Below are 21,479 nucleotides of genomic sequence, written 5' to 3' on the forward strand. Positions count from 1 at the left end.
CCCGGCGACCCACCCTGCGACGACGACCCACCCGAAGACCTACCCGGCTGCAGCGCCGAGCCGCCTGCATCCCCGGCTGCGGCAGGTCGCCGACAACACGCTCAACGGCTGGGACCGACTCGGTCGGCAGATCCAATTCTGCGTTGAGACGATCCGGGGCAGCGCGCAGGCGATCACCCGCTACCCCAGTGAGTTGTTACGACTGATCGCCGACATGAGCCTCGGCGTCGGCGCCCTCGCGCTGATCGGCGGCGCCGTTTGTGTCATCGGGTTCCTCACGGCGACAGCCGGATCGGTGATCGCCATTCAGCTCTACCCGCAACTTCAGCAAGTCGGCGTCGACGCTCTCGCCGGATTCACCAGCGCCATCCTCAATACCCGGTTCCTGGGGCCGCTCATCGCCGGCATCGGGCTGGCCTCGACCATCGGCGCCGGATCGACCGCTCAGCTGGGTGCCATGCGGATCAGCGAAGAGATCGACGCTCTCGAGGCGATGAGCATCCGTGCCGTCGCCTACCTGTGCTCGACCCGGTTGATCGCCGGTGTAATCGTGGTGATCCCGCTCTACACCGTGGCGATTCTGATGGCCTACATCGCCACCAGGGTGGGAACCACCACGCTCTACGGCCAATCCTCCGGGGTGTACGACCACTACTTCTACACCTTCCTCAATCCGACAGACCTGCTGTGGTCGTTCCTGCAGGCGCTGGTCATCGGGGCGGTTGTCATGCTGGTGCACACCTACTACGGGTTCACCGCCACCGGCGGTCCGGCCGGCGTCGGAGAAGCCGTCGGACGCGCCGTGCGTACCTCACTGGTGACGTTGGTTGTCCTCACCCTGCTCATTTCGCTGGCCATCTACGGCCCCGGCGGTCACTTCAACTTCTCGGGATAGAGACGTGGAACCAGGCTCTCGCTTCAAGCTCCGCCCTGGGTGGTGGGCGCTGGCCTTCGTCGTGCTCGTCGTGGCCTTCGTGCTGGCGACCGTCGGTCAGTTCCGGGGCACATTCACCCCGTCGGCGCCGGTGCTGCTCACCTCGCAACGCTCCGGCCTGGTGATGGAGCCGGGGGCGAAGGTCAAGCTCAGAGGGGTGCCCGTCGGGCACGTGACCGACGTCCGAAGCGGGCCTGACTCCGTCCAACTCGGCCTCTCGATCGACCCCGACCAACTCCAGCACATTCCGGCCAACGTCGCCGCACAGATCCGCGCCAGCACGATCTTCGGCGCCAAGTACGTCGATCTGGTCTACCCGGCCGACCCGACCTCGCGGCGCCTCGCCGCGGGCGCCGTCATCGCCTCTCTCAACGTGGCCACCGAGGTCAACACCGTGTTCGAGAACCTCGTCAGCCTGTTGGATCAGATCGATCCGGACAAGCTCAACAGTGTCCTCGCCGCCTTCGCGCAGGGTCTCGGTGGCCAGGGGCCGGCGATTGGCAACGCCCTCACCGATGCGAACGAGGTTCTCCTCCAGCTGAATCCACGCGCCGAGGCGATGCGGCGGGACTGGCGGTCGTTGAAGGGCTTCACCGACACCTACGGAAACGCCGCAGGGGACATCCTCGCGACTCTGGACGCGTTCAGCACCACCAGCACCACCATCACCGGCCAGGCCCAAGCGCTGGATTCGTTGCTGCTCAGCGTCATCGGCTTCTCCCGCAGTGGCATCGATCTGCTGGCCCCGAGCAAGGACAACCTGGTGCGGGCCGTCAACGAACTCGAACCCACCACCGAGCTGCTGCTCACCTACAACCCGTCGTTGACCTGTTCGATCGTGGGAACTCAGGTGTTGATCGACAAGTACGGCTGGGACCAGATCGGCGGCGGCAACGGCTTCTCGGGCATCCTGTCGACCGCCCTCGACTGGGGTGTTGACCCCTACCGCTACCCGGATGACCTGCCGATCATCGGCGCCAAAGGCGGTCCTGGTGGCAAACCAGGATGTGGATCGCTGCCGGATGTCTCGCAGAACTTCCCAGTTCGCCAGATCGTCACCAACACCGGATGGGGCACCGGCATGGACTGGACACCGAACCTCGGCATCGGGTTCCCCGGTTGGATGAACCTCTTTCCGGTCACCCGCGCGGTACCCGAGCCACCCAGTATCCGCTACGGCGCGCCTGCCGGCCCGGCGCCGGGTCCGGCCCCGGCCTATCCAGGCGGGCCGCCCTACGGCGCGCCGTGGTACGCAGCGGACGGCACTCCGTTGTATCCGGGGCTCCCTCCAGGCATTCCCTCCGACACACCACCACCCGACCCGGCCCACGCACCTCCCGGAGCGGAGCCCGCCGATACCGGCAGCGAGCAGCAACCATGACGGGCAACATGCGTGGCATCCTCTGGCGCCTAGCCGTTTTCGTCGCTGTTTGCCTGTTCTTCACCGGCGCGATGTTCGCGATCTTCGCGCAGGTGCGGATGCAGCGAACCAACGTCTACAACGCCATCTTCACGAATGTCTCCGGACTGGAGCAAGGACAGTTCGTGCGGGTCGCCGGCGTCGAAGTCGGTAAGGTCCAACACATCGGCCTGCAGCGGGACGCGTCGGTCAAAGTGCAGTTCTCGACCGACAAGTCGGTGGTGCTGACCGAGGGCAGCAGGGCGGTCATCCGCTATTCCGATCTCGTCGGCGGACGATATGTGGCACTCGAAGACGGCACGGGCCCAGCGGCGCCGCTGCGTCCGGGCGAGACGATCCCGGCGTCGAACACCTCGCCTGCGCTCGACCTCGACGCGTTGATCGGTGGTTTTCGTCCGCTGTTCCGGGCGCTCGACCCCGATGAGGTCAATGCGCTTTCCGGTCAACTGATCTCAGCCTTCGAGGGCCAGGGCGACACCATCGCCGGCTTCTTTCAACAGACCGCTGCGCTGACCAACGTGATCGCCGATCGTGACCAGTTGATCGGCGAGGTGATCGTCAACCTCAATACGGTCCTGACGTCCCTCGGAGACCAGAACACGCAGTTTGCCAAGGCTGTTGATTCATTGGCACAGCTGGTCTCGACACTGGCCGAGCGCAGGGAGGACCTCGCCAACTCGGTCGCCTACTCCAACGCCGCCGCGGGCTCGATCGCAGATCTACTGTCACAGGCACGTCCGCCGCTGAAGAAGGTGGTGCACGAGATCGACCGGACATCCGCGACCGTGTTGGCCGACCACGACTATGTCGACAACCTCATCGCCACCCTGCCCGATGCCTACCAGATCCTCAGCAGACAAGGGATTTACGGTGACTTCTTCAGTTTCTACGCCTGCCAGGTGCTGCTCAAGGTCAACGGCAAGGGGGGCCAGCCGGTGTACGTCAAGATGACAGGCCAGCCCAGCGGACGGTGCGCGCCGAGATGAAGTCCTTCGCCGAGCACAACCCAGTCCTCATCGGCGCGATCGGAATCGGCCTGACCGCAGCGCTCACTGCGACCGCGCTGAACTACGACAAACTGCCCCTGTTCGACCACAGCGCGCAGTACACGGCATATTTCGCCGAAGCCGGAGGCCTGATTCCCGGCGCTGCAGTCGAGGTTTCGGGCTTCAAGGTGGGCCAGGTGCAGAGCCTGGGTTTGGATGGACAACAAGTGTTGGTCACCTTCAAGGTTGATGGCGACGTCGACCTCGGTGACCGCACGGAGGCGGCGGTGAAGACCAAGACGATCCTCGGCGCCAAGATCCTCGAACTCACGCCCCGCGGAAACGGCCGCCAGTTCGATCCGATACCGCTGGACCGAACGCATTCGGCGTATCAGCTGCCCGACGCGCTGGGTGAACTGACCATGACCATCAGCGGACTCAACACCGACCAGCTCTCGGCATCGCTGGCCACGCTCTCGGAGACCTTCAAAGACACCCCTCCGGCGCTGAAGATCGCACTGGAGGGAGTCACCCGGTACTCAGATACCCTCAACGCCCGCGACGATCAACTGCGCCAACTGCTCGCAAGCGCCAACAAGGCGACGGCCGTTCTGGCTGAACGCAGCGACCAAGTGGTCAGTATCATCGCCGATCTCAACGGACTGCTCGCGCAGTTGCTGGCGCAGAGCTCGTCACTGGATCAGGTTGCGCACAACATCTCGGCGCTCGCCGTCCAGGTCAAGGGCTTCATCGCCGACAACCGCGACACCTTCAAGCCCGCGCTGGACAAACTCAACGGAGTCCTCACCATCATCGACAATCGCAAAGAGGTGGTGCAGAAAACTGTCAAGATGCTCAACGCGTACCTGATGTCGCTAGGTGAAAGTGTTTCTGCTGCGCCGTTTTTCAAGGCATACATCTCGAATCTGCCTCCCGGCCAGCTGATGACGCCGTTCATCGACGCTGCGTTCTCCGATCTCGGGCTGGATCCCAACACCCTGCTGCCTTCGCAGCTCAACGACCCCCAGGTCGGGCAACCGGGCACTCCGGCGTTGCCCGTGCCCTATCCACGCACCGGGCAAGGCGGGCCACCCCATCAGACGCTGCCCGACGCGATCACCGGCACCCCCGGAGATCCCCGGTACCCCTACCGTCCCCCGCTGCCGGCGCCGGAGCCTGGCGGTCCGCCGCCGGGGCCACCTGCGCTCGCCCCACCCGGACCCACCGAGGAGGGCGCACGGTGAACAGGCCGGGTTTGAGGGTTCTTCTGGCCGCAGCGCTGTCGGTCACGCTGGTGGGGGGAATCCTGGCAGCGGTGCGGGTCAACGACCAGGTCAACCGCACCAATGTGGTCGGGTACTTCGCCAACAGCAACGGGGTGTTCGTCGGCGACGACGTCCAGATCCTCGGGGTGCCTGTCGGCAGGATCGAACGCATCGAACCCGATGGTGCGCGTGTGAAGATCAGTTTCTGGTTCGACAGTTCGTTCACGGTGCCGGCCGACGCCAATGCCGCCATTCTGTCGCCGACGCTGGTCCCGGTGCGGGCCATCCAACTCACGCCGGCCTACGCCGGCGGGCCGTCGATGGCAGACGAGGCCGTGATCCCGCAGGCGCGCACCGCTGTCCCGGTGGAGTTCGACGATCTGCGAGACCAACTCCAGAAGCTCACCACCGCTCTGGAGCCCACCGAAGCCGGCGGTGTGAGCACCGCAGGTGCCCTGATCAACACCGCCGCCGACAACCTGCGCGGTCAAGGTGAGGCGATCAGACAGTCCATCACCTCGATGTCACAGGCGTTTTCAGCCCTGGGCGACCACAGCGACGACATCTTCAGCACCGTGCACAACCTGTCGATCCTGGTGAGCGCGCTGCAAGACAGCACCACGGCCATCCGTCTGCTGAACCAGCAGCTGTCCACGGCAACCGAAATGCTCGCCAACGATCCCACCGAGATCGGCGACGCGGTGCGCGATGTCAACTCCGTCGTCGGCGACGTGCAGACGTTCGTGGCCGCGAACCAGGAGACCCTTGGTACTGCCTCGGACAAGGTGGCCTCGATCAGCACCGCCCTCGTGCAGAGCCTCGGCGACCTCGAAGAGACGCTGCACATGGCACCGAACACGTTGCAGAACTTCGTCAATATCTACCATCCGGCCAAGGCGGCACTGGTGGGCGCACTCGAGCTCAATGGTTTCGAGAATCCCGTCGCGTTCATCTGCGGTGCTGTCGAGGCCGCCTCCCGTCTGGGCGCCGAGCAATCAGCGAAGCTGTGTGTCCAGTATCTAGCGCCGATCTTCAAGAACCGCCAATACAACTTTCCGCCATTGGGCATCAACCCGTTCCGCGGTGCGATGGCCAGACCAAACGAACTGACCTACAGCGAGGACTGGCTGCGGCCCGACTACGTTCCGCCGCAACAGCCACGTGCGGCAGAGGCGCGCAACCCCGACCCGAAGCAAGGGTTGCCGGCGATGATGATCCCGGCCGGGGCGGGTTCGTGACGGGGCGGGTCGCCTTCGGGGCGGCGGTCGCTGGAACCGCGATCGTGATGCTGTTGACCTCATGCGGCTGGCAGGGCGCCAACTCCTTACCGTTGCCGGGCACCGAAGGTCGGGGTCCCGGTGCCTACACCGTCCAAGCACAGCTGCCCGATGTCGCCAATGTCGAGCGCAATTCCAGGGTGCGTGTCGACGATGTCACCGTCGGCACGGTGACCGACATCCAACGACAGAGCTGGCACGCGCTGGTCACCATGACGGTCAACGGCGACGTCCGTTTGCCCGCCAACGCCACCGCCACCGTCGGTCAGACCAGTGTGTTCGGAACCCGTCACATCGAGCTTTCGTCGCCCACCGCGGTCCCTCCACGAGGAAGCCTGCACGACGGCTCGATCATCCCGCTGTCCTCCTCGGGCTCTTACCCGACCATCGAGAAGACTCTCGCCGCGCTCGCAATGCTGTTCAACGGCGGAGGGATTGGTCAGGTGCAGGAGATCACCCAGGCGTTGAGCACTGCGTTCAACGGCCGCGAGAACGACCTTCGCAGTTTGATCGAGCAGCTCGGCGTGTTCATCGCCCACCTCAATGACCAAATCGATGACATCATCGCCGCCACCGAGAGCATGAACGGTTTGACAGCCCAGATCGCCGACCAGAAACCTCTGCTCGACAAGGCCGTCGAGGTGATCCCGGACGCGCTCGCTGTGCTGAAAGACCAGCGACAGCACCTGGTCGACGCGTTCGACACACTCGGCACGTTCAGCGCCCTGTCGGCAGACTCGGTGCAAAAGACCAAAGACGGCATCGTCAGCGAACTCCAACAGCTCGGTCCGGTCGCCCAATCGCTGGCCGACTCAGGTCAGGCGCTGACTCGTTCGCTCAGCGTCTTGTCCACTTACCCCTGGTACAAAGACGGTCTGCACAAGTGGATGCGCGGTGACTACGCGAACAGCGTGCTGATCTTCGACCTCACGCTCAGCCGACTGGACAACGCCCTGTTCACCGGCACCCGGTGGGAAGGTGACCTCACCGAGTTGGAGATGCAATGGGGCCGCACGATCGGCCAGATCCCCAGCCCTTACACCGCGGGAAACCCGTTGGTGTCGCCCTATCGACTCGATCAGGGGCGTTGACGTGCCGATACTGCACGTGACGAGACGGACCGTGATCCGTCTGGCGGCCTTGGCAGCGATCACGGCCGTGTCCACTGTAGTGATGACGGTGGGCTACATGCGTCTACCGGAACTGTTGTTCGGCGTCGGCAGATACCAGGTTGTGCTCGACCTGCCCAGCGCCGGCGGACTCTACCCACAGGCCAATGTCACCTACCGCGGCACCAAGGTGGGTCAGGTCACGGCCATCCGGCTGAGCGACGGCGGTGTTCGGGCCGATCTGTCGCTGAAGTCGAGCGTCCCGATCCCGTCAGATCTCGCCGCCGAGGTCCACAGCCAGACCGCCCTCGGCGAACAGTACGTGGATCTGTTGCCGCGCAACAACACGTCGCCGCCGCTGGAGAACGGCGACGTCATCACCCACGGCTCGGTGCCCCCGGACATCAACTCGCTACTGGACGCGACCAACCGCGGCCTGCAGGCAGTCCCTGAAGACAACCTGAGAACAGTGATCGACGAGTCCTACATCGCCTTCGGCGGACTGGGCCCGGAGATTGCGCGGATCGTCAAGGGATCGACCACACTGGCCACCGACGCGCGAGAACACCTGGACGACTTGACCAACTTGGTCGACCACTCGGCCGCAGTGCTCGACACCCAGACCGACACCGCGGACGCAGTCCGCGCCTGGGCTGCGAACCTGGCCACCATCACCAGCCAGATGCAAAGCCATGACCAAGATTTCGCAGGGATTCTGAACAATGGCCCAGCAGCCTTTGACCAGAGCCGCGCGCTCCTGAGCCGAATGCAGCCGACGCTGCCGGTCGTTCTGGCGAATCTCGCCACCACCGCCCCCGTCCTGTTCAAGTACCACGCAGGTCTCGAGCAGCTGCTGGTGCTGCTCCCGATGGCCGTTCAGGTGCTGCAGGGCACCGCGGTGGCCGAAGCCGACATCGGCAGTTCACTCGCGGGCCTGAACATGAACCTCGCGTTGAACCTGAACCTGCCACCACCGTGCCTGACCGGCTATCTGCCGCCCCAACAGCTGCGGCCGCCCGCCGCGGTGGACACGCCGGACCGGCCGGCAGGGAACCTGTACTGCCGGGTGCCCCAGGACTCGCCCATCAATGTGCGCGGCGTCCGCAACATCCCCTGCGCCGCCAAGCCCGGCAAGCGCGCCCCCACGGCGGCGATATGCGAAAGCGAGGAGAACTACGTGCCGCTCAACGACGGTTTCAACTGGAAGGGCGACCCCAACGCGACGCTCTCCGGCCAGGACATCCCCCAGCTGCCCCCCGCACCGGCAGCGCCGGTTGCGGTTGTGCCGTATGACCCGGCCACAGGCTCATACATCGGGCCCGATGGAAAGCGGTACACCCAGGCCGATCTGGCACCCGGCGCGGAGCAGAACAAGACATGGCAGTCGCTACTCGTTCCGCCGAGCTGATGAGGTTGGCGACCAGTCACAAACCGCGCATCCGCGCCGGATCGCGCGTCAGCCGCCGTTGCGCACGCCCTCCTCGACCTTCTTGCCGAGATCGGGGTCGACGTTGCGCCAGTACTCGAACACCCGCGACAGCACAGGCTCCTTCACCCCATCGGACACGTGTCCGATGATGTTGTGCGCCAGTCGATCCCGCGCCTCGTCGTCGAGGACTTCGCGCACCAGGGTGCCGGCTTGGCCCCAGTCGTCGTCCTCGGCACGCAGCGCGTAGGCAGTGCGGACCATGTCGCCGTCGGACGTCCAGTGCACTTCGGAGGCCCGCTTGGCGTCCGCCTCCGGCCCGCCCATCGAGTTCGGTGTGTACACCGGATCCGGCGCATTACGAATCCGCATCGCGCCGTCCTTGCTGTAGGCACGGACCTCGGTGTGCGGTTCGTTGACCGGGATCTGCTTGTAGTTCACCCCGAGCCGGGCCCGGTGGGCGTCGGCGTAGGAGAACCCGCGGGCCAACAACATCTTGTCCGGGCTCAATCCGGTGCCGGGCACGATGTTGTTCGGTTCGAACGCGGCCTGCTCGATCTGGGCGTGGTAGTCCTCGACGTTGCGGTTCAGCGTCATCTTGCCGACCTCGTGCAGCGGGTAGTCGCTGTGCGGCCACACCTTGGTCAGGTCGAACGGGTTGAACCGGTAGGTCTTGGCATCCTCGAACGGCATGATCTGCACGTGCAGCGTCCAACTCGGGTGGTTGCCCTCCTCGATCGAGTTGTACAGATCGCGCTGGTGGTAATCGGCGTCCTCACCGGCCAACCGGTCGGCGTCCTCCTGGGTGAGGAAGTCGATGCCCTGGTCGGTCTTGAAGTGGTACTTGACCCAGAACATCTCCCCCGCGGCGTTGAGCCAGCTGTAGGTGTGGCTGGAGTAGCCGTTCATGTGGCGCCACGTCTTCGGGATGCCCCGGTCCCCCATCAGCCAGGTGACCTGGTGCGCGGATTCCGGTGACAGAGTCCAGAAGTCCCACTGCATGTTGTGGTCGCGCAGGTTGTTGGCCGCCATCCGCTTCTGGCTGCGGATGAAGTTCTGGAACTTCATCGGGTCGCGCACGAAGAACACCGGCGTGTTGTTGCCGACCATGTCGAAGTTGCCGTCGCTGGTGTAGAACTTCAGCGAGAAGCCACGCGGATCACGCCAGGTGTCTGGGCTACCACGCTCACCGGCAACGGTGGAGAACCGGGCGACCATCTCGGTCTTGACGCCCGGCTGCAGGAACGCAGCCTTCGTGTAGGCGCTGACATCCTGGGTCACCTCGAAGTGGCCGAACGCGCCGCCACCCTTGGCGTGGGGTTGGCGCTCCGGAATACGCTCCCGGTTGAAGTTGGCCATCTGCTCGATCAGGTAGTGGTCCTGCAGCAGGATCGGGCCATCCGGGCCGACGGTCAACGAGTGCTCGACGCTGGGGATGGGTGCGCCGGCGTCGGTCGTCGCGTACTTCTCAGTCATATGCCTTTTCTCCTCGGGGACGCGGCGGCGTCCGGGCTGAGCCGCCGTCCTCTGGGCGGTGTACCCGAAAGCCCCGCGATCCACCCGAGGAAATCGGGGTCAGGGCCGAGCGGGGCCAGGGGTGGCGTCCGAGCCGCCCGGCGACCGCGGCATCTCGGTCATCGGACCGCTGGGACCGAACGACCCCGGGGATCCGGGGCCGCGCTCGAACTGACCTTGCGGGCCCATCGGGAACATCGGCATCGCCGGGCGCACCATCATGTGATGGCCCCGGTCGTAGCCCGGGTGACTGCCGCGGGAACCTTCTCCAACCTCCTTGCCGACGAAAAAACCGGTGCCGAAGATCACCGCGACGATGATCACCGATCCGGCCACGACGCCGACCCACGCGGCGGCCTTGTTGAGCCGATTGGATTCCTGCACGTGGACCGGCTGGGGTGGCGTCTCGGCATGCGGTGGAGTCTGCACCGGACCGGTGGCGAGCTCGGGGTTGTCTGCGGGTGGTGTCGGATTGCTCATGACCTCGATGGTGCGCCGCGCTGCCCTGTGCCGGTTAGGTACCAGCTGTGAATCGGCTATGAGGCTTCGCCGACAGAACTCTCCTACAACAGCCATTCGGCCAGCGGGTGCACGAGGTAGCGCAGCGAGAACGCTTCGTAGACCGCGCCGACGACGAACAGTGCCAGAGCGGGCAGCACCAGCCAGCCGAGATCCCGCAGCCCTCGCAGGTAGCCCTGTCCGCGGGTTTCGGCTCCGACGGTCCGGGGACGAACCCAGTTCTTGCCGAGCAGATAGACACCCAGCAACAACAGCAGGTAGGCCTGGAACTCGACGATCAGTGTGAGTGAGTGCGGTATCAGTGCCACCCAGCCGATGTCGCTCCCGGGGACGAGCGTCATGCCCGTCGTCAACGCCCAGTAGGCGAACAGCGCGATACCGGCGAACGGCACGATCATCGACGGCGCCACGATGGTCAGCACACCCATCTTGAGCGTGTTCACCCCGAGAATCGTCAACGCGAACAACCACGGGTGGGCGATCAGCGACTGGACGAGATCTGCTGTGCCGTCATCCTCCAGCCGCGTGTACTGCACCGCACTGAGCTGCGGGAACGCCAGCCCGAGGCCGAAACCCGCGAGGAACACGCCGTAGGCGGCCAGATTCGCCACCAGATAGACCTTGGCGTTCTCGGCGATGATGCGGAACGGACGCCATTCACGGAGGGTCATACCGGCCTCTCTCTTCAGACGGCGTGTACTAGTACGCCGTGTTAGTCGCCGACACTAACACGCTGTGCTAGTAGGGTGGCTGTGCGCACCGGATCGCCGCCGAAGGAGAACTGCCCCATGCACACCAGGGAGCGGATTCTCAAGGCCGCGGCCGAGATGATCGCCGAGGACGCGACGACCACACTCAGCGTCCGCGCAGTCGCAGCGCGCGCGGGCATCAGCACCGGATCGCTGCGATTTCACTTTCCGACCCAACGCGCCCTGCAGGACGAGGTGCTGACGAGGATCTACCAGCACTTCATCCCCGACGACCCGATCCGCGATTCGTCCCGTGCCGCGCGGGACCGGTTGGTGGACTGCCTTCGGCAGGTGCTCGCGGCCGCCGGAGTCGGTGACGAAGCCCGAAAGTCCTGGGGCGCTGCGTATCAAACCTTCATCGCGCCCGAACCCAGCGACAAGGCCCGTGACGCATATCTGGCCCACGAACGGGCGTCGGCAGGCCGTGTCGAATACTGGCTCGGTGTGCTGGCTGACGAAGGAGCGCTCCCCCGCGAGGGCTTCGCGCGCAAGGTGCACTTCCTGATCACCGTGGTGAACGGCCTGTCGGTACAACGCGCGATGCCGTCCGGAGAGTCGGTCCTGCACGCCGAGACCGAGACGCTCTACACGGCCGTCGATGCGGTCCTCGGGGCCGGGTCTGACTAGGGCTTGATCGGGTTCACCGCGAACTGGATCACCCGATACGGGGTGCCACCGCGAGGCGTGGTGTTCCATTGGCTGACAAAAACCCGCACCGCATCCAGCGTCGACCCCGGGGAGATGTAGCCGCCGTACGGCTGCGCCAGCCGGTTGACCTCCGGCGGCGGGAGAACCTCGACCGGATCGGGCCACTCCGCGGCGAACACCACCGTCGTCACGGGCGCGGTGCCCAGCCCCGTCGGGTTGTTCGCCACCCGGATTTCCATGTTCCCGGTGCTGGCGTTGAAGTAGGACAGCACAGTCCTGCCGTCGATCTGGCGCACGCTCATCTCCCCCACCGCATCCCCCCACAGCGGGGTGGGCTCGAACCCCCAGCCCCGGGAGTCCGACCAGCCCTGCCACGAGGCCCGGTCGGTGAAGGACTGCGGCGAGACCCGGTAGAGCACCACCGGACCGCTGCGGTCGAAGTTGTTGGCCACGATGTAGACCCAGCCGCGCTCGGAGTCGGACGTGGGGATCGGATCGTAGTACCCACTGATCTGGGACTGGCGCCCGTCGGCGTGGTCGGCGTCGCGTACCGAATCCGGAATCGTGGCCCACTCACCCTGTCCCGGAACGGCTTTCACCAGCCGTGAACTCTGGGGCCGGAGGTTCTCGGTGGTGGTGACGAGCAGGTAGTTCTCGCGGTTGATCTCGACGATTCCCGCGGGTAACTGCGAGGCGCCCGGCGGTGTGGGATCGGCCAGCAATGGGCGATCGACTCCGGTCACCCCGTCGTAGCGCACCCCACCCGGGTCGTCGAGAGAACCGTCCTTGACGTGCAGGGCGATCGGCGAGAACCATCCCCCGAAGCCCACGCCCTGGCCGCGGAAGCTGTCGCCACACACCTGCAGGATCTGCTCGGGGAACTGCATGAACTCGCACAGATCGGTCGCGCCGATGCCGTACTCACCGGTCGGCGTGCCCGTCCCCGCCGCCGGACCGATGCGGGTGACCTGCCCGGGCAGCAGCGGAGGCAATTCAGGGGGCGTCGCGCTCGCCGCCGGAACTGTATTCCACGCGAGAAAAGCCGCCAAAACCCCTGCTGGAATACCGTTCCGGCGCAATGGAGTTACAGCTGCGCTGCGAGCAACTCTGCGATCTGGATGGTGTTCAGCGCTGCGCCCTTGCGCAGGTTGTCGCCGGACACGAACAGCGCCAACCCGCGACCGTCTGCCACGCCGGGATCCTGCCGGATCCGGCCGACCAGCGACTCGTCCGCGCCGGCGGCGGCCAACGGAGTCGGCACGTCCACCAGCGTCACCCCCGGCGCTGCGGCCAGGATCTCGGTGGCCCGCGCCACCGACAGCGGCTCGGAGAACTCCGCGTTGATCGACAGTGAGTGCCCGGTGAAAACCGGTACCCGCACACAGGTTCCGGACACAGCCAGGTCGGGGATGCCCAGGATCTTGCGGCTCTCGTTGCGCAGTTTCTGATCCTCGTCGGTCTCCCCGGACCCGTCGTCGACCAGCGAGCCCGCCAGCGGCACCACGTTGAACGCGATCGGCGCGACGTACTTGTCGGGCGCCGGGAAATCCACCGCCCCGCCGTCGTGCACCAGTTGCTCGGCGTCGTCGATGACCGCCCGCACCTGGCCGGCCAGTTCTTCCACGCCGGCGAGTCCGCTTCCCGAAACCGCCTGGTAGCTCGACACGATCAGCCGCACCAGCCCGGCCTCGGCGTGCAGCGGCATCAGGACCGGCATCGCGGCCATGGTGGTGCAGTTGGGGTTGGCGATGATGCCCTTCGGAAGAGACCGGGCGCGATCGCCGACGTCTCGGGTGAAGTTCACCTCGGAGACCACCAGCGGGACGTCGGGATCCTTGCGCCACGCCGAGGAGTTGTCCACCACCACCGCACCGGCGGCGGCGAACCGCGGCGCCTGCACCCGCGACATCGTCGCACCTGCGGAGAACAGCGCGATGTCCAGCCCGGACGGATCGGCGGTTTCGGAGTCCTCGACCTCGATCTCCCGGCCGCGGAACTCCAGCTTGCGCCCAGCCGAGCGGGCGGAGGCGAAGAACCTCACCTCGGTGGCCGGAAAGTCGCGTTCGGCCAACAGTTTTCGCATCACCTGGCCGACCTGGCCGGTCGCCCCTACAACACCGATGTTCACCATTTCAGCGCCCCGTCCCCGCGTAGACGACGGCTTCCTCGTCGCCGCCGAGTCCGAACGCGTCGTGCAGCGCGGCGACGGCCCGGTCGAGCTCGGTGTCCTTGATCAGCACCGAGATCCGGATCTCCGAGGTGGAGATCAGGTCGATGTTGATGCCCGCCTTGGCCAGCGCCTCACAGAATGTCGCGGTCACGCCGGGGTGACTGCGCATCCCGGCGCCGATCAGCGAGACCTTGCCGATGTGGTCGTCATAGAGCACCCGGGTGAAACCGATCTCGTTCTGCAGCGAGACCAGCTTCTCCACGGCGCCGGGCCCGCTCTCTCGTGAGCAGGTGAACGTGATGTCGGTCTTGCCGTCCTCGACCTTCGAGATGTTCTGCAGCACCATGTCGATGTTGACGTCGGTGTCGGCGACCGCGCGGAACACCTGCGCGGCGTAGCCCGGGACGTCGGGCAGCCCGACGACGGTCACTTTGGCTTCGCCGCGGTCGTGCGCGACCCCGGTGAGGATGGCGTCTTCCATGGGGATGTCCTCCATCGATCCTTTGACGAGCGTGCCGGGCCTGTCGGAATACGACGACCGCACGTGGATGGGCAGGTTGAACCGACGGGCGTATTCCACGCAGCGCAGCATCAGCACCTTGGCGCCTGCGGCCGCCATCTCCAGCATCTCCTCGAAGGAGACGGTGTCCAGGCGCCGGGCATCGGGGACGATGCGCGGGTCGGCGGTGAAGATCCCGTCGACGTCGGTGTAGATCTCGCACACGTCGGCGTTCAGCGCCGCCGCCACGGCCACCGCGGTGGTGTCCGACCCGCCGCGGCCCAGTGTGGTGACGTCCTTGGTGTCCTGACTGACGCCCTGGAACCCGGCCACCAGCACGATCTGGCCGTCGTCGAGTGCCTGACGCAGCCGGCCCGGGGTGACGTCGATGATCTTGGCGTTGCCGTGGGTCCCGGTGGTGATCACCCCGGCCTGCGAGCCGGTGAACGAGCGGGCCTGCGCGCCGAGCGACTCGATCGCCATCGCCACGAGCGCGTTGGAGATGCGCTCACCGGCGGTCAGCAGCATGTCGAGCTCACGCGCGGGCGGCGCCGGGCACACCTGTTTGGCGAGGTCGAGGAGTTCGTCGGTGCTGTCGCCCATCGCCGAGACGACCACGACGACGTCGTTGCCCGCCTTCTTGGTCTCGACGATGCGCTCGGCCACACGGCGGATGCGCTCGGCGTCGGCCACCGAGGATCCGCCGTACTTCTGTACGACGAGCGCCACTACAAAGCCTTTCAGTACCGTTTCAAAAACACTTCGGGAAACCAGGGGATCCCGTAAAGGATAAAGGTTGCGCGCATCCGGTTTATCCCGCCGGTAGCGTCACGACCGTGCCCGACGCCCCTTCGGACCGGTCCGCCGACACCTCGATCCCGGTTCAACCCGCCATTGCGCAGCGGTGGAGTCCGCGCGCATTCGACCAGCATGCCGAGCTGTCCGACGGTGATCTGAGAGCCCTGCTCGAGGCGGCTCGCTGGGCCGCCACCTGGGGTGGCCGCCAACCTGTGCGGTTTGTCGTCGGACGTCGCGGCGACGAGGTGTTCGTCACGATCGCCGGCTCGCTCAGGCGAGGCAACAGCTACGCCAAGGTCGCCGGCGCGCTGATCGTGCTGTGCGCCGACGAAGGCGAGGACTCCAAGACCGCGCTGTACTCCGCAGTCGACGCCGGTGCCGCGATGGCCAACCTGTCGATCGAGGCGGTCGCGCGCGGGTTGGTCGTGCACCCGATGGCCGGCTTCTATCCGGAGCAGGCCATCGAGGCGTTCGGCTTGCCCGACGGACTCCGCCCGCTGATGGTGATCGCTGGCGGCAGGCTGGGCGACTACTCCGAGGTGGCACCGGAGATCGCCGAACGCGACCGGCGGCCCCGTGAACGTCTTCCGCTGAACGACGTCGTCCTCAACTGGTAAGTGATAACTTACCGTTAGTGACTACTTACCAAGCATCGGGTGATCCCTGGCACGCACTTGCCGACGGCACCCGGCGCGCGATCGTCGAGCGGCTCGCGCAGGCCCCCTGCGCGGTCGGGGAACTGGCACGTGATCTGCCGGTCAGCCGCCCCGCGGTGTCCCAGCACCTCAAGGTGCTCAAGTGCGCAGGCCTGGTCACCGACCGCGCCGCCGGCACCCGCCGCGTCTACCAACTCGACCCCGGCGGCATCGGGGCGCTGCGCGCTGACCTCGACCGCTACTGGACCCAGGCGCTCGCCCGCTTCAAGCAGGCCGCCGAGGCACCTGAAGAACACACCGAGGAGGTCCCGTGACCGAGAGCATCCGGCACCAGATCGTCGTCAACGCGCCCGTGGAGCGGGCATTCGCGGTGTTCACCGCTCAGTTCGGGGACTTCAAGCCACGCGAACACAATCTGCTTGCCGTGCCGATCGTCGAGACGGTGTTCGAGCCGGAAGTGGGTGGCCGCATCTACGACGTCGGCAGCGACGGCAGCCGCTGCGAATGGTCACGGATTCTGGTCTTCGAGCCGCCCTCGCGGGTGGTGTTCACCTGGGACATCAGCCCGACCTGGCAGGTCGAGCCCGATCCGGACAGGACCAGCGAGGTGGAGGTCCGGTTCATCTCCGAGTCCGAGACCCGCACCCGCGTCGAACTCGAGCATCGCCACCTGGACCGGCACGGCCCGGGGTGGCGCTCGGTGGCCGGCGGCGTGGACGGGGACGGCGGATGGCCGCTGTACCTGCGGAGATACGCCGAGCTCCTGGTCGCCCGATGAGCGCCGCACTGATGGCCATGGCTCGGGCCGAACGAGCCGAGCTCGCCGAGTTCCTGCAGACCCTGAGTCCACAACAGTGGGAATCGGCCAGCCTGTGCGCCGGCTGGAGCGTCAAGCACGTCGTCGCGCACATGATCAGCTACGAGGAGCTCGGTGCCGGGGGTCTGGTGAAGCGGTTCGCCAGAGGGCGGATTCGTGACGCGAACCAGGTCGGTGTCGACGAATACTCCGCACTGACGCCGCAACAGCTCGTCGCCTTCCTCGGTGATCACCTGCAACCACGCGGTCTGACGGCCGGGTTCGGCGGGATGATCGCGTTGCTCGACGGGACCATCCACCACCAGGACATCCGCCGCCCGCTCGCACTGCCGCGCCGGATCCCCTCCGATCGGCTGCTCCGGGTGCTCGGACTGATGCCGCGCAACCCGAGGCTGGGCGTGCCGTGGCGGATCAGAGGTCTGCGGTTGTGCGCCGACGACGTGGACTGGGCACACGGCCGCGGGCCGGAAGTGGTGGGGACGGGCGAGGCACTGCTGATGGCGATGGCGGGACGGCCCGCCGTCCTGGGCGAACTGAGCGGCGCCGGGCACGCCATCCTCGCCGCCCGGCTCTGACTACGGCGCAGCCAGGAACGTGAAAGGTTCGGCTGGTTCGAACTGCCCGCTGGCGTCACCGGCGTAGATGGTCTTCTCCCCCTCGCCGAGAATCAGCCGCAGTGTGGGCGCTCCCTCGGAGAAGTCGAGGTTCTTCAACTCCACCCAGAACGTGTTGGGCGAGAGCGCCGACTCGAAGAAGTAGCGCAGCGACGCGTGGTCGACGACGGTGCGCCAGCGGGTGGAGGAGATGTTGGGCTGATCCGGCGTCGTGATCCCGAACGGCACCGACACGTTGCGCATCACGCTGAACACCGCGGCCGCCGCGAGCAACGGGTCGGCGGTCTTGGGCACGGCGTTGACATAAAACGACGCGCGCACGAACCGGTCGGCGGCGCGGTTGGTGCCGGGCAGCATCACGGTGCCGCCGATCTCGTCCCAGTACTCGGTGATCGCGAGTTGCTTGTCGAAGATCGGCGAGTTCGTCATCACCTGGTACTGGCGTCCGTGGTGGATCACCTGTTCGCCGTCGATGTACTCGATGATGGCGCTGTCTCCGCCGGCATCCGACAGTGCCAGATGGACGGTGGCGAGCCGCTCCTGGCCGGGCACCTCCGCGGTGACCACCCGCAGCGGGGTGGCGGTGAGCGCCGTGACGGCATCGCTCACCGTGGCGAAGTTGTCGAGCAGGTACTGCGCCCACAGCGCCAGCGACACCGCCGGCCGGTCGCCGGCGTTGGCGGGATACTGCGATTCCGCCAGCCACAGCAGATTGGTGACCAGACCCGCTTCGTTGACCCCGTCGGTGGTGGAGATGTCGTAGCCGCTGGCCACCACGCTGCCGTACTTCGAGGTCCACTCCGCGGAGTCCGGCCCGGCCTGCCCGGTGCGGCGCACCCCCCGCGGGAACGCCCAGAGGTTCGTTCCGATCTCGACGCTCCAGTCCATGGAGCGGCCGGTGACGACTCGATCGCCTGTCCCTAGATAGACCACACGTGTGCACACGCGTTGCACCGTATCTGCCCGGGTGGTTACCGCCCCGAAACGACTCGCGACCGTGCCCGTAACACCGACGCCCGACTGTCGGTGCAGGACCCGACAGGCCGCGGCCGCTCGCGCTGCACTCTGTTTCACTCCGTGATACTTTGATTCCCGTTAAGAGACAGAGGTGATAACCGTGACCCCCGTGACCCCTGGGACCGCCGACCTGGCCACGATGGCCGACAAGTCCGGAACGAAGTTCATCCTGGCGCTGTTCGTGGACCTGCGGGGTAAACCCTGCGCCAAGCTGGTGCCGGTCGAGGCAGTCGAGATGCTCGCCACCGAGGGCGTCGGCTTCGCCGGTTACGCGGTCGGGGCGATGGGCCAGGAGCCCAAGGATCCGGACCTGATGGCCATCCCGGACCCTGCGTCGTTCACCCCGATCCCGTTCATCAAGGACGGCCTGGCGATCGTGCACTGCGACCCTCACGTCAACGGCCGGCCATGGCCGTACGCGCCGCGGGTCATCCTGCGCGCACTGATCGACCAGTGCGCCGACGCCGGCTTCGAACCGTGGGTGGGCGCGGAGGTCGAGTACTTCCTGCTGCGCCGCGACGACGACGGCACCGTGTCGGTCGCCGACTCGGCCGACACCGCCGCCCAGCCGTGTTATGACGCCCGCGGGGTCACCCGGATGTACGACCACCTCACCGCGGTGTCGACGGCGATGAACCAGCTCGGCTGGTCCAACTACGCCAACGACCACGAGGACGGCAACGGCCAGTTCGAACAGAACTTCAAGTTCGCCGAGGCGCTGACCACCGCCGACCGCGTCGTCACGCTGCGCTATCTGCTGTCGATGATCGCAGCCGAGCGCGGAATGGTCGCCACCTTCATGCCGAAGCCGTTCTCCGACAAGACCGGCAGCGGCCTGCACCTGCACCTGTCGCTGACCAGCGGCGGCGAGCCGGTCTTCCCGGTCGGACCCGATGACCCGGACGCCCGCGGCCTCGGCCTGTCGGACACCGCCTACGGGTTCATCGGCGGCCTCCTCGAGCACGCCTGTGCGCTGCAGGCGGTGATCGCCCCGACGGTCAACTCCTACAAGCGGACCGGGGCGCTGTCGACGGCTTCCGGGGCGTCCTGGGCGCCGCGGCTGCCCACCTACGGCGGCAACGACCGGACGCACTACATCCGCGTTCCCGACGGCGACCGGATCGAACTGCGCGGCGGGGACGGCGCCGCCAACCCGTACCTGGCCATCGCGGCTGCCCTGGGCGCCGGGATGGACGGCATCAAGCGCAGCACCGATCCGGGTGCCGTCGGCGGCGGTCTCAGCACCAGAGCGTTGCCGCCCACGTTGTTGCACGCCGTCGAGGATTTTGAGGGTGACCCGGTGGTGACCGGGGTGCTCGACGCCGCCGGCGAGGGGGTGTCCGGCTACTTCGCCAACGTCAAGCGCGACGAGTTCTTCGCCTACCACAGCGCCGTCAGCCCGTGGGAGATCGACAACTACCTGACGGCCTTCTGAGCCGGAAAACGAAGGGAACAACACCGAATGTGCGGGATCGTGGGTTTGCACCTGCGCACCCCCGAGCTCTACCCCCAGCTCGGGGAGCTGCTCACCGGGATGCTGTGCGAGATGGGTGATCGCGGCAGCGACTCCGCCGGGGTCGCCGTCTACGGAGATCCGACCTGGTCGCCGCCCGGCGCGGGATGTGTCTCGATGGTCGACACCGGCACCGGCGGCACCGAGGACATCGCGCGGGTGCGGTCCTCGGTCGGCGCGGCTCTCGGCAGCGACGTCGACGGCGTCGCGGTGCAGAGCAGTCACCTGCTGTCGGCCGACACCGACTCCGAGGCGTTGCTCGCCGCAGTCCGGTCGGCCTACCCGCAGGCGCTGATCGCCGGATTCGGCTCGGACATGGCGGTTCTCAAGGGTGTGGGACATCCGCGGACCCTCACCGAGGGGTGGGGGCTGGAGAAGGCGCAGGGTTGGCAGGGCGTCGGCCACACCCGGATGGCGACCGAGTCGGCGGTGACCCCGTCGGGCTGCCACCCCTACGCGGTCGGGCCCGGGCAATGCCTGGTGCACAACGGCTCCTTCGCCAACCACGCCACCATCCGCCGCGAACTCCAGGCGGCGGGCGTGCATTTCGACAGCGAGAACGACACCGAGGTGGGCGCCCGGTTCATCGCCGAGCAGCTCGCCGCGGGCCGCGACGTCGAGACGGCGCTGAAAACACTGTGCGCCACCTTCGACGGCTTCTACACGCTGCTGGTCTCCAACCGCGACTCCTTCGCCGTGGTCCGCGACGCCATCGCCTGCAAGCCGGCGGTCATCGCCGAAACCGACGACTGGGTGGCGATGGGCAGCGAATACCGGGCCCTGGCAGCGCTTCCCGGCGTCGCAAAGGCACGGATCTGGGAACCCGAACCAGAGATCGTCTACGCATGGAGCAGGTGATCGGTATCACGGCTTTCGACCTGCGCGTCACCGGACTGCGCGACGTCAACACGGCACTGCACGCACCCGACCTGGCCGGCGAGTTCGTCATCGCGAATCCAGCGGGCGCACACAACGTCGCCGTCGGCCTCGACGCGCCGATCAAGGTGACGATCGACGGTCACGTCGGCTACTACGCGGCCGGGATGAACAAGCACGCCGAGGTGATCGTCAACGGCAACGCCGGCACCGGCGTGGCCGAGAACATGATGAGCGGCTCGGTGTGGGTGAAGGGCAACGCGTCGCAGTCGGCCGGCGCGACCGCACACGGCGGGCTGCTCGTCATCGAGGGCAGTGCCGCGGCGCGGTGCGGGATCTCGATGAAAGGCGTCGACATCGTCGTCGGTGGCGATGTCGGCCACATGAGCGCGTTCATGGCGCAGGCCGGGCGCCTGGTGATCCGCGGCGACGCCGGTGAGGCACTGGGTGACTCGATCTACGAGGCAAGGCTCTACGTGCGCGGTGACGTCGCCTCCCTCGGCGCCGACTGCGTGGCCAAGCCGATGCGCCCCGAGCATCACCGGGAGCTCGAACAACTCTTGAAGGCAGCAGGTTTCGACGACGACGACACAGGCTCCTATACCCGCTACGGGTCGGCGCGGTCGCTGTATCACTTCCACGTCGACAACGCCGCCGCGTACTAGGACGGA

22 protein-coding genes are annotated in these 21,479 nt (G+C 66.6%); 15 read left to right on the forward strand and 7 right to left on the reverse strand.

Translation table 11 applies throughout. The features are described from left to right. Positions 1-64 precede the first annotated feature (64 nt). From BEMPMBAN_RS27010 to BEMPMBAN_RS27040, 7 genes are read left to right on the forward strand one after another with little or no spacing between them, the layout of a single operon-like run. On the forward strand, positions 65-895 hold the full coding sequence (locus tag BEMPMBAN_RS27010; protein WP_159234669.1) for an MlaE family ABC transporter permease: 831 nt from the start codon (positions 65-67) through the stop codon (positions 893-895). A 4-nt stretch (positions 896-899) separates the two neighbouring features. Continuing rightward, entirely contained in the window at positions 900-2,315 is a 1,416-nt protein-coding gene (locus tag BEMPMBAN_RS27015; RefSeq protein WP_159234630.1) for an MCE family protein, read from the forward strand. Further along, a complete protein-coding gene (locus BEMPMBAN_RS27020) occupies positions 2,312-3,340 on the forward strand; it encodes an MCE family protein (protein WP_159234631.1) in 1,029 nt (342 codons plus the stop codon). Before BEMPMBAN_RS27015 ends, BEMPMBAN_RS27020 begins: the two co-directional genes overlap by 4 nt. After that, complete coding sequence (locus BEMPMBAN_RS27025; protein WP_159234632.1) at positions 3,337-4,584, forward strand: MCE family protein; 1,248 nt, start codon at positions 3,337-3,339, stop codon at positions 4,582-4,584. The genes BEMPMBAN_RS27020 and BEMPMBAN_RS27025 overlap by 4 nt, the downstream gene beginning before the upstream one ends. After that, on the forward strand, positions 4,581-5,843 hold the full coding sequence (locus BEMPMBAN_RS27030) for an MCE family protein (protein WP_234897729.1): 1,263 nt from the start codon (positions 4,581-4,583) through the stop codon (positions 5,841-5,843). Before BEMPMBAN_RS27025 ends, BEMPMBAN_RS27030 begins: the two co-directional genes overlap by 4 nt. Continuing rightward, complete coding sequence (locus tag BEMPMBAN_RS27035; RefSeq protein WP_272952255.1) at positions 5,840-6,973, forward strand: MCE family protein; 1,134 nt, start codon at positions 5,840-5,842, stop codon at positions 6,971-6,973. The genes BEMPMBAN_RS27030 and BEMPMBAN_RS27035 overlap by 4 nt, the downstream gene beginning before the upstream one ends. A 10-nt stretch (positions 6,974-6,983) precedes the next feature. After that, the gene (locus tag BEMPMBAN_RS27040; protein WP_159234672.1) at positions 6,984-8,399 is read left to right on the forward strand and encodes an MCE family protein; all 1,416 of its coding nucleotides are present in this window, start codon (positions 6,984-6,986) and stop codon (positions 8,397-8,399) included. Between the two features lie 48 nt (positions 8,400-8,447). On the opposite strand, the gene BEMPMBAN_RS27045 is transcribed toward BEMPMBAN_RS27040, so the two are convergent. The 3 genes from BEMPMBAN_RS27045 to BEMPMBAN_RS27055 form a co-directional block, all read right to left on the reverse strand. Then, complete coding sequence (locus tag BEMPMBAN_RS27045; protein WP_159234633.1) at positions 8,448-9,893, reverse strand: catalase; 1,446 nt, start codon at positions 9,891-9,893, stop codon at positions 8,448-8,450. A 99-nt stretch (positions 9,894-9,992) separates the two neighbouring features. Beyond that, a complete protein-coding gene (locus BEMPMBAN_RS27050; protein ID WP_159234634.1) occupies positions 9,993-10,412 on the reverse strand; it encodes a hypothetical protein in 420 nt (139 codons plus the stop codon). Positions 10,413-10,495: 83 nt separating this feature from the next. Further along, on the reverse strand, positions 10,496-11,122 hold the full coding sequence (locus BEMPMBAN_RS27055) for a stage II sporulation protein M (protein WP_159234635.1): 627 nt from the start codon (positions 11,120-11,122) through the stop codon (positions 10,496-10,498). A gap of 117 nt (positions 11,123-11,239) precedes the next feature. On the opposite strand from BEMPMBAN_RS27055, the gene BEMPMBAN_RS27060 reads away from it, so the two are divergent. Then, entirely contained in the window at positions 11,240-11,827 is a 588-nt protein-coding gene (locus BEMPMBAN_RS27060) for a TetR family transcriptional regulator (RefSeq protein WP_159234636.1), read from the forward strand. On the opposite strand, the gene BEMPMBAN_RS27065 is transcribed toward BEMPMBAN_RS27060, so the two are convergent. The 3 genes from BEMPMBAN_RS27065 to BEMPMBAN_RS27075 are packed head-to-tail and all read right to left on the reverse strand — an operon-like array spanning position 11,824 to position 15,246. Next, positions 11,824-12,927, reverse strand: coding sequence for a DUF4185 domain-containing protein (locus BEMPMBAN_RS27065; protein WP_159234637.1), 1,104 nt, complete (start codon positions 12,925-12,927; stop codon positions 11,824-11,826). The two genes, BEMPMBAN_RS27060 and BEMPMBAN_RS27065, sit on opposite strands and share 4 nt — an antisense overlap. Positions 12,928-12,932: 5 nt before the next feature. Continuing rightward, the gene (locus BEMPMBAN_RS27070) at positions 12,933-13,979 is read right to left on the reverse strand and encodes an aspartate-semialdehyde dehydrogenase (protein ID WP_159234638.1); all 1,047 of its coding nucleotides are present in this window, start codon (positions 13,977-13,979) and stop codon (positions 12,933-12,935) included. A 1-nt stretch (position 13,980) separates the two neighbouring features. Beyond that, a complete protein-coding gene (locus BEMPMBAN_RS27075) occupies positions 13,981-15,246 on the reverse strand; it encodes an aspartate kinase (protein WP_159234639.1) in 1,266 nt (421 codons plus the stop codon). A 107-nt stretch (positions 15,247-15,353) separates the two neighbouring features. On the opposite strand from BEMPMBAN_RS27075, the gene BEMPMBAN_RS27080 reads away from it, so the two are divergent. From BEMPMBAN_RS27080 to BEMPMBAN_RS27095, 4 genes are read left to right on the forward strand one after another with little or no spacing between them, the layout of a single operon-like run. Further along, positions 15,354-15,932, forward strand: coding sequence for a nitroreductase family protein (locus BEMPMBAN_RS27080; RefSeq protein ID WP_159234640.1), 579 nt, complete (start codon positions 15,354-15,356; stop codon positions 15,930-15,932). Positions 15,933-15,949: 17 nt separating this feature from the next. Beyond that, complete coding sequence (locus tag BEMPMBAN_RS27085) at positions 15,950-16,285, forward strand: ArsR/SmtB family transcription factor (protein ID WP_159234641.1); 336 nt, start codon at positions 15,950-15,952, stop codon at positions 16,283-16,285. Continuing rightward, the gene (locus tag BEMPMBAN_RS27090) at positions 16,282-16,749 is read left to right on the forward strand and encodes an SRPBCC family protein (RefSeq protein ID WP_159234642.1); all 468 of its coding nucleotides are present in this window, start codon (positions 16,282-16,284) and stop codon (positions 16,747-16,749) included. The genes BEMPMBAN_RS27085 and BEMPMBAN_RS27090 overlap by 4 nt, the downstream gene beginning before the upstream one ends. Beyond that, positions 16,746-17,363 (forward strand): maleylpyruvate isomerase family mycothiol-dependent enzyme, encoded by a 618-nt coding sequence (locus BEMPMBAN_RS27095; protein WP_159234643.1) that lies wholly within the window; start codon positions 16,746-16,748, stop codon positions 17,361-17,363. Before BEMPMBAN_RS27090 ends, BEMPMBAN_RS27095 begins: the two co-directional genes overlap by 4 nt. Here BEMPMBAN_RS27095 and BEMPMBAN_RS27100 read toward each other — a convergent pair whose 3' ends face one another. Then, positions 17,364-18,347, reverse strand: a complete 984-nt coding sequence (locus tag BEMPMBAN_RS27100; protein WP_159234644.1) for a bile salt hydrolase — start codon at positions 18,345-18,347, stop codon at positions 17,364-17,366. It abuts the gene before it with no gap. A 211-nt stretch (positions 18,348-18,558) separates the two neighbouring features. Between BEMPMBAN_RS27100 and glnT the strand changes: the two genes are divergently transcribed. The 3 genes from glnT to BEMPMBAN_RS27115 are packed head-to-tail and all read left to right on the forward strand — an operon-like array spanning position 18,559 to position 21,473. Further along, entirely contained in the window at positions 18,559-19,854 is a 1,296-nt protein-coding gene (glnT, locus tag BEMPMBAN_RS27105) for a type III glutamate--ammonia ligase (RefSeq protein WP_159234673.1), read from the forward strand. Between the two features lie 27 nt (positions 19,855-19,881). Then, complete coding sequence (locus BEMPMBAN_RS27110; protein WP_159234645.1) at positions 19,882-20,790, forward strand: class II glutamine amidotransferase domain-containing protein; 909 nt, start codon at positions 19,882-19,884, stop codon at positions 20,788-20,790. Further along, on the forward strand, positions 20,778-21,473 hold the full coding sequence (locus BEMPMBAN_RS27115) for a GltB/FmdC/FwdC-like GXGXG domain-containing protein (RefSeq protein WP_159234646.1): 696 nt from the start codon (positions 20,778-20,780) through the stop codon (positions 21,471-21,473). The genes BEMPMBAN_RS27110 and BEMPMBAN_RS27115 overlap by 13 nt, the downstream gene beginning before the upstream one ends. The last annotated feature ends 6 nt before the right edge of the window (positions 21,474-21,479 follow it).

Source organism: Mycolicibacterium austroafricanum, assembly GCF_902705885.1.
GTDB lineage: Bacteria > Actinomycetota > Actinomycetes > Mycobacteriales > Mycobacteriaceae > Mycobacterium > Mycobacterium vanbaalenii_A.

Bases quoted from the DNA above. Each gene is read 5' to 3' on its own strand.
- BEMPMBAN_RS27020 (WP_159234631.1), top strand. From the start codon at position 2,312: ATGACGGGCAACATGCGTGGCATCCTCTGGCGCCTAGCCGTTTTCGTC.
- BEMPMBAN_RS27025 (WP_159234632.1), top strand. From the start codon at position 3,337: ATGAAGTCCTTCGCCGAGCACAACCCAGTCCTCATCGGCGCGATCGGA.
- BEMPMBAN_RS27045 (WP_159234633.1), bottom strand. From the start codon at position 9,893: ATGACTGAGAAGTACGCGACGACCGACGCCGGCGCACCCATCCCCAGC.
- BEMPMBAN_RS27050 (WP_159234634.1), bottom strand. From the start codon at position 10,412: ATGAGCAATCCGACACCACCCGCAGACAACCCCGAGCTCGCCACCGGT.
- BEMPMBAN_RS27055 (WP_159234635.1), bottom strand. From the start codon at position 11,122: ATGACCCTCCGTGAATGGCGTCCGTTCCGCATCATCGCCGAGAACGCC.
- BEMPMBAN_RS27060 (WP_159234636.1), top strand. From the start codon at position 11,240: ATGCACACCAGGGAGCGGATTCTCAAGGCCGCGGCCGAGATGATCGCC.
- BEMPMBAN_RS27070 (WP_159234638.1), bottom strand. From the start codon at position 13,979: ATGGTGAACATCGGTGTTGTAGGGGCGACCGGCCAGGTCGGCCAGGTG.
- BEMPMBAN_RS27095 (WP_159234643.1), top strand. From the start codon at position 16,746: ATGAGCGCCGCACTGATGGCCATGGCTCGGGCCGAACGAGCCGAGCTC.
- glnT (WP_159234673.1), top strand. From the start codon at position 18,559: ATGGCCGACAAGTCCGGAACGAAGTTCATCCTGGCGCTGTTCGTGGAC.
- BEMPMBAN_RS27110 (WP_159234645.1), top strand. From the start codon at position 19,882: ATGTGCGGGATCGTGGGTTTGCACCTGCGCACCCCCGAGCTCTACCCC.
- BEMPMBAN_RS27115 (WP_159234646.1), top strand. From the start codon at position 20,778: ATGGAGCAGGTGATCGGTATCACGGCTTTCGACCTGCGCGTCACCGGA.